The sequence below is a fragment of the Nocardia sp. JMUB6875 genome (genome assembly GCF_041154655.1).
GTDB lineage: Bacteria > Actinomycetota > Actinomycetes > Mycobacteriales > Mycobacteriaceae > Nocardia.
The window spans coordinates 23,824-30,673 of sequence record NZ_BAAFGR010000096.1 but is presented as its reverse complement, the minus strand read 5'-3'; the positions used below and the strand labels follow the sequence as shown (position 1 = coordinate 30,673).

The 6,850-nt window shown below is 67.5% G+C and carries 9 protein-coding genes; all 9 read right to left on the bottom strand.

Annotation, left to right across the window (positions count from 1 at the left end):
• Positions 1 to 29: 29 nt before the first annotated feature.
• Positions 30 to 200, bottom strand: coding sequence for a hypothetical protein (locus ACAM49_RS23775; RefSeq protein ID WP_369637768.1), 171 nt, complete (start codon positions 198 to 200; stop codon positions 30 to 32).
• Positions 197 to 412, bottom strand: a complete 216-nt coding sequence (locus ACAM49_RS23770; RefSeq protein ID WP_369637767.1) for a hypothetical protein — start codon at positions 410 to 412, stop codon at positions 197 to 199. Before ACAM49_RS23770 ends, ACAM49_RS23775 begins: the two co-directional genes overlap by 4 nt.
• Positions 409 to 1,299: an NAD(P)-dependent oxidoreductase gene (locus ACAM49_RS23765; RefSeq protein WP_369637766.1), complete on the bottom strand. Its 891-nt coding sequence runs from the start codon at positions 1,297 to 1,299 to the stop codon at positions 409 to 411. The genes ACAM49_RS23770 and ACAM49_RS23765 overlap by 4 nt, the downstream gene beginning before the upstream one ends.
• A complete protein-coding gene (locus tag ACAM49_RS23760) occupies positions 1,296 to 2,093 on the bottom strand; it encodes a hydroxypyruvate isomerase family protein (RefSeq protein WP_369637765.1) in 798 nt (265 codons plus the stop codon). Before ACAM49_RS23760 ends, ACAM49_RS23765 begins: the two co-directional genes overlap by 4 nt.
• Positions 2,090 to 2,473 carry a gamma-glutamylcyclotransferase gene (locus ACAM49_RS23755; protein ID WP_369637764.1) on the bottom strand — a complete coding sequence of 128 codons (384 nt, stop codon included), beginning with the start codon at positions 2,471 to 2,473 and terminating at the stop codon, positions 2,090 to 2,092. The genes ACAM49_RS23760 and ACAM49_RS23755 overlap by 4 nt, the downstream gene beginning before the upstream one ends.
• A 124-nt stretch (positions 2,474 to 2,597) precedes the next feature.
• Positions 2,598 to 3,164 (bottom strand): XdhC family protein, encoded by a 567-nt coding sequence (locus ACAM49_RS23750; protein WP_369637763.1) that lies wholly within the window; start codon positions 3,162 to 3,164, stop codon positions 2,598 to 2,600.
• A 3-nt stretch (positions 3,165 to 3,167) separates the two neighbouring features.
• Positions 3,168 to 4,607 carry an NCS2 family permease gene (locus tag ACAM49_RS23745; RefSeq protein WP_369637762.1) on the bottom strand — a complete coding sequence of 480 codons (1,440 nt, stop codon included), beginning with the start codon at positions 4,605 to 4,607 and terminating at the stop codon, positions 3,168 to 3,170.
• Positions 4,608 to 4,900: 293 nt separating this feature from the next.
• The gene (locus tag ACAM49_RS23740) at positions 4,901 to 6,253 is read right to left on the bottom strand and encodes an 8-oxoguanine deaminase (protein WP_369637761.1); all 1,353 of its coding nucleotides are present in this window, start codon (positions 6,251 to 6,253) and stop codon (positions 4,901 to 4,903) included.
• Between the two features lie 11 nt (positions 6,254 to 6,264).
• Positions 6,265 to 6,780: a 2-oxo-4-hydroxy-4-carboxy-5-ureidoimidazoline decarboxylase gene (uraD, locus tag ACAM49_RS23735; RefSeq protein ID WP_369637760.1), complete on the bottom strand. Its 516-nt coding sequence runs from the start codon at positions 6,778 to 6,780 to the stop codon at positions 6,265 to 6,267.
• Positions 6,781 to 6,850: the final 70 nt, after the last annotated feature.

Genomic DNA, 6,850 nt, shown 5'->3' with positions numbered 1-6,850 from the left:
CCCCCGCCGCACCCCGCCGCGTGGCTGGATCATCGTCTCGCCCCGCCGATTCGGGCGGCGTCGTCACGGCTGATGGCGCGCACCGGATCGCAGCCGGCGCGACCGCTGACCCGCAGCCAGCCGAATTCGTCGCGGCCGAGGCCGCGGACCTTGCCGGAGGGGTCGATCTCGCTTGCGTCGCTGAAGTCCTCGCGGCTCATCGCGCGAACCCGGCCGAATCGTGTTCGGGCCGTGCATTATTGGGCACCACTGTGGACTGGGCCTCGCAGGCCGGGGAGGATGCGTCGGCGTTCGGGCCGACGACCGGGAGCTGGACGGTGTAGCGGTCGACGACCCAGCCTGCGGGCCAGGCCTGTTCGCCGTGGCCGTGGCGGTCGAGCCAGTGCGGTGGGCGCATCATCAGGTCGCTCACGACGCGGCCTCGTTCGGGGTCTCCCGACCGGAGAGGGTCTCGGCGACCAGGAGGAGGGCGGAGTGGTCGAGGGAGCCGTGGCCCATGGCGCGGGCGGCGGCGATGAGTTGGGCGGTGAGGGCGCCCATGGGGATGGAGGCTTCGGCGTGGCGGGCGGTTTCCAGCAGGATGCCCATGTCCTTGTGGTGTAGGTCGATGCGGAAGCCGGGGCGGAAGTCGCGTTCCAGCATGGACTTTCGCTTGAGTTCGAGGATGCGGCTGCCCGCGAGACCACCGGCCAGGACGTCGAGGCCCTTGGCGGCGTCGGCGCCCAGGCTCTCCATGAGCACGATTGCCTCGGCGATCAACGCGTAGGTGCCGCCGACGATCAGCTGGTTGGCGGCCTTCACGACCTGACCCGCACCGTTAGGCCCGACCAGTTCGTACGTTTTGCCGACCGCGAAGAACACCGGCTTCGCCGCCTCGAAATCCGCCTCGGATCCGCCGACCATGATCGAGAGCACGGCGTTGACGGCCCCCGCCTCGCCGCCGCTCACGGGTGCGTCGAGGACCCGCAGCCCCCGCTTCGCGCCCTCCGCGGCGGTCCATTCGGACGTCTTCGGGGTCACGGTGGAGAAATCGATATAGAGCGCACCGGGTTTCGCGTGTTCGAGGACCTCGGTGAACACCTCGACGACCTGCTCGTCCTGCGGCAGCATCGTGATCACGATATCCGCGTCGCGCACGGCCTCGGCCACACTCGCGGCGCCCGATCCGCCCGCGGCCACCAGCTTCTCCACCGCGGCCGGTGACCGGTTGTAGCCGGTGACCTGGTGACCGGCGGCCACCAGGTGCCCGGCCATCGGGCCGCCCATGATGCCGAGGCCGATGAATCCGATGCTGCTCACGCGATCCAGCTCCAATCGTGTTCGGGGTCCTTGTATTCCAGGCCGATCCAGCCGTCGTAACCGACGGCGTCGAGTGCGGCGAACAGGCTTTCGAAGTCGAGCGTGCCGGTCCCGGGACGGCTGCGCTCGGGGGCATCGGCGATCTGCACATGGCCGATGTAGGAGGCATAGGACTTGATCACGCCGTGGAGATCCTCGCCCATGCGCGCGAGATGGTAAAGGTCGCAGAGGAATCGGAGATTCGGTTCGCCGACCGCGTCGATCACCCGCACCGCCGCGTCGGCCGAGACGATCGGATAGTCCGGCGATTCAATGGAATTCAGCGCTTCGAGCACCACCTGCGCGTCGATGCGCGCGGCGGCGCGAGCGGCCAGCCGCAGATTCTCCAGCGCCAGCTCGTCCTGCTCGGCCGGATCGACACCGGGAATCCGATTGCCGTACAACGCATTCAACGAGCGGCATCCCAGCCGCTCGGCAATCCCCACCGTCACATCGATATTGTCGCGGAACTCGCGCTCCCGCCCGGGCACCGAGACCAGCCCCCGCCCCGCAGGCACCAGATCGATGAAGTTCAGCCCAACCAGCTGAACCCCGGCATCGGAAACAGCGGAGACGAACGCGTCGACCTCCTTGTCCCCCGGCACCGGGTTCTCGCCGAAGGGCCACCAGAATTCGACCGCCTCGAACCCCGCCGCCTTCGCCGCCGCCGGACGTTCCAGCAGCGGCAGATCGGTGAACAGGATCGAGCAATGCGCGTCGAACTTCCGAAGCGTTCCCTCGGCGGTGTACTTCATCCTGCGAGTTCCTCCCTGTAGCTCTGCCAGCTACCGAAATCGGTGATGTCGACGAGCTCCGGGTCGGACAGGGTCGGGCGGCGAAGCATCATGGACAGCACCGAGCGGTTGTCGTCCAAGGCAATCACACCCAGTTCCAGCTTCGGCGACTTGGCGGGCAGCAGCCGATTGCGCAGCACCTCCATGGGCACGTCGAACAGCTCACCGGAGATCGGCACGCCGCCGTAGGCCACCGGGTGCAGGCCGGGAAAGCGGTCGTCGACCGAGTAGAACCGGTACTGCGCCGCGGTTTTGGCCTCCCCCGCGAACGGAGCGCCCTCGAGCAGGTAGTTCAGGGGTCCGCCGCGCATGGCACCCCCGTTCAGGAAGATCAAAGGCATTGCAGTGGTTCCTTTTCGGTCGATTGTCGGTCGATGGATCGCAGTGATGAAGCGGATCGGTCCGCCGCGGGCCCCGGGTGGCCACCCGGATGCCTCGCGGCGGACCGCACGGATTCCCGCGCGCTCACGTCACCACCGGCAGGCGATACACCGCGTCCAGCAGCGCATCGAGTTTGGTATCGCGAGTGCGCACATGGGATTCCACGAACACGGTGACCTGCTCGTCGCCGTGGCCGATGGTTCGCACCCCGGTCACGGCATCGGCGAGCATGGTCTGGGCTCGGGCCGTCACGCTCTCGTCGAGTTCGGCTCCGGCGGTCCACCAGGTGCCCAGCGCCATGATGGCGCCGCTGTCGAGGTCGCGGACCAGCGCCACGGCCTCCCCCTCAGCTCGCAGGACCAGATCCACCGCATCGCGATTGGCCTCGGTCACCGACTGGACGAACACCTGAACCGTTCCGAAGGTCGCCCGCGCGGAGCGTCCCGTACGCAGCGACTCGCGGCACAACTCCCGCACGGCGCCGTCCACCGGGACATCGGAAACGGTTCCGATGAAGGTGCCGTCGGCGGCCACGGCCAGCGCCGAGCCGACCGGACGCGGTGCCGAGCCGAGGTTCTCGATCACGGAGGCGATGGCGTAATCCGTTCCTGCCCCGTGCCATTCGAGCAGTTGTGCCGCGATGTCGCGCATGGATTAACTCCCGAGAGCCATTTCGATGCCGTTGATGGCGAAGTAGGCGACGAACACGGCGCTCACCACGGCCACCAGCCAGTGGATCTCACGGAACTTGCCGCGAGCCAGCTTGATCACGGTGTAAGCGATCAGGCCCGCGCCCACGCCGTTGGTGATCGAGTAGGTGAAGGGCATGAGCACGATCGTGATGAACGCCGGGATCGCGACCTCGAGATCGTTCCAGTCGATCTTGCGGGCCTGGGTCATCATGAGCGCGCCGACCAGCACCAGGGCGGGGGAAGCGGCCTGAATCGGCACCACCGCCGCGATCGGGGTGAAGAAGATTGCCGCACAGAACAATCCACCGGTGAACACGCTGGCCAGACCGGTACGGGCACCCTCACCGACGCCCGTCGCGGACTCGACGTACACGGTCGAACCGGCGCCGCCGGACAGGCCGCCGATGATCTGGGCGACACCGTCGGTGGTCAGGATCTTGCCCATGCCGGGCACCTGGCCCTTGTCGTCGACCAGGCCCGCCTCGTCACAGACACCGAAAACCGTTCCCATGGCATCGAAGAAGCCGGTCAGCACGAGGGTGAACAGCACCACGGTGGCGGTCATGGCGCCCGCGGTGGCGAAACCGCCGAACAGGTCGATGTGGCCCATCAGACCGAAATCGGGGGAAGCGAACAGCGACTTCGGCTTCTCGGGCACGACGGTGCCCCACTGCTTGGGATCGATCTTCGCCATGGCGTTGACGATGATGGCCAGCACGGTCGAGATCGCGATGCTGATCAGGATCGCGCCCGGCACCTTACGGATGAACAGCGCCAGCATGAGCAGCAGGCCGACGGCGAAGATCACGGTGGGCCACCCGGACAGATGTCCGTCCACACCGAGCGTCACCGGCGGACCGCCGGGCGCGCCGTGGCCGACCACGCCGGAGGAGACCAGTCCGATCATGGCGATGAACATGCCGATGCCGACGCCGATGGCGTTCTTCATGGCCAGCGGAATGGCATTGATGATCATGGTTCGCAGACCGGTGGCCGCGAGGATCACGATCACGATGCCCATCAGGACCACCAGGCCCAGGGCCTGCGGCCACGTCATGTGCGGGGCCGCCTGGTAGGCGACGACGGGTACCAGTCCGAGACCGGCGGCCAATGCGAGGGGCACATTGCCGACCAGGCCCATGAGGATCGTGGTCAAACCGGCGGAAAAGGCTGTCGCGGTGGTCAACTGAGCGATGCTCAACTTGTCCCCGTGCGAGTCGGCGACACCGCCGAGAATCAGCGGCACGAGCAATATGACATAGGCCATAGCGACGAATGTCGTGATGCCGCCGCGGATTTCGCGGGATAGAGTGGTCTTGCGCTCGGTCAGCCGGAAGAGCTTCTCGAGCGGGTTACTCCGCGTGGTCTCCGACGTGGTGATCGGAGTCTGTGTCTGGGTCATGGCTGCCCTCCTATGGGCGTAGCCGACCTTTGGCGCGGGGGCTGGGGGTTCCCGGGCCTCGGATTCGGTGATGCTTGTTGTGGGGTCCTTACCGCGAAGGCGGACTTGCCCCTGTTAATCAACTTTTCCGGATGCTGTCGTCCGGACTTCCGGGAACCAGGGTGATGGTCCCGGTGCCGCCCCGCGTGCGGCAGGCATCGCGAATCGCTGCGGCGATCGCAGGTGTTCGAGGAGAGCGTGGGTGGTTCTCCGGTACTGCGGGTAGATCGAGGATCATGGGTTCTACCAGAACGTCATCGGTTCTCCTGTCGCATGATTCGCCTGCGGGCGGCGACGCCGGCCTGTCCGACCGCGTCGTGCGGCATGGTCTTGAGCTCGTCGTTCTCCACGACGGTGTTGCCACCGACGAGCAGCCGGGCGAGCGGGGGCTGCGGGCCGAACACCAGCGCGCACACCGGGTCCTCGAGGGCGGCACGGAATCCGTCCACCTTCCAGACCGCGATGTCGGCGAGCTTGCCGACCTCTAGCGAGCCGATTTCGTTGTGGCGGCCCAGGTTTCGGGCGCCACCGAGCGTGCCGACCTCGAGCGCCTGGCGGGCGGTCAGGGCCCGGGGGCCGTGCACGGCACGCTGGAACAGCAGCGCCTGGCGCATCTCCCCGGCCATCGAGGTCAGCTCGGCCGAGGCCGCGCCGTCCACGCCGAGGCCGACCGGTGCGCCGGCCGCGAGCAGGTCGGTGACCCGCGCGATTCCGGCACCCAACCGGGCATTCGAGGTCGGGCAGTGCGCGGAACCGGTGCCGGTCTTCGCGAACGCCGCGATGTCCTTGTCGTGCAGGTGCACCGCGTGCGCGAACCACACGTCGTCGCCGAGCCAGCCCAGCTTCTCCATGTATTCGACAGGGGTGCAACCCATCTGCTCGATGCAGTGCTCTTCCTCGTCGAGGGTCTCGGCGAGGTGGGTGTGCAGGCGGACGCCGTGCGCCCGGGCCAGCGCGGCGGATTCGACCATCAGGCCCTCCGACACCGAGAACGGCGAGCAGGGGGCGACGGCCACGCGCAGCATGGAGTCGAACGACGGGTCGTGGTACTTCCGGATGATTTCCTCTGTGCTGGCGAGGATTTCGTCGCGGTTCTCCACCACCTCGTCCGGCGGCAGACCGCCCTCGGACTGCCCGCGGTCCATGGATCCGCGGCAGGGGTGGAAGCGCAGGCCGATCTCGCGCGCCGCGCGCACCTCCGCCTCGAACACGTCACCGCGACCCTTGGGGAAGATGTAGTGGTGATCGGTGGAGGTGGTGGTGCCGGTCAGCGCCAGCCAGCCCAGGCCCGCGGTGGCCGCGCCGTGCACGATCTCGGCGTCCATGGTCGCCCACAGCCGGTACAGCCCGGTCAGCCACTCGAACAGGGTGGCGTCCTGGAACAGGCCCTGGGTGGCCCACTGGTAGAGGTGGTGGTGGGTATTCACCAGGCCCGGGGTTACCAGGCAGCCGGTGCCGGAGAGGCGTTCAGCACCCACCACCATCGGCGCCGGTCCCGCGCCGAGGCCTTCGATCCGGCCGTCGTCGCCGACGATCAGATAGCCGTTGGGGATCTCGTCACCGACAACCGGTGCGATGTAAGCGTTTTCGATAACCAGCTTGGGCACGTTCGATCCTCTTACTGACAATCCAGCAGTTTCCGCACGCGCAGGCCGGTGATGTCGGCCAGTTCGCGCCGGACGACCAGCTGCTCGTCGGGAATCGAATTGCCCAGGCGGATCCGGAGTTCGGACAGCATCTCGGCGGCGCTGCGACCCGCGGCGCGGATCAGGAAGACATGGCCGAAGCGTTCCTCGTAGGCCACGTTACCGGCCGCCAATTCCGCCTTGATCTGCGCGTCGGCATCGGTCGCGCCGGACTGCTCGTCGGCGGACCACTTGGCCTCTTGCTCGGACTGATGCTTGGCGGCGGTGCGCTCACCGATGCGCGGGTGCGCCGAGAGCGCTTCCTCGATGTCGGACCACGACAGCTCGGTGACCCCGGACACCGCGGCGGCCAGCAGGCTCGCATCGTCGGCGTAGGGGCGGTTCGCGACCATCTTGCGGGCCCAGGCGTGGGAAGCGTTGCAGGTCAGCAACTGGGCTTCCGCGTCCTCCAGGGACAGCGAACCGAGCCATTCCAGGCGACTCGACATCCGACCTCCAAACCATCATTGGCGTGTTTCCACTACCTAACCCGGCGGGTGCTCACCCCCGAAAGGACGA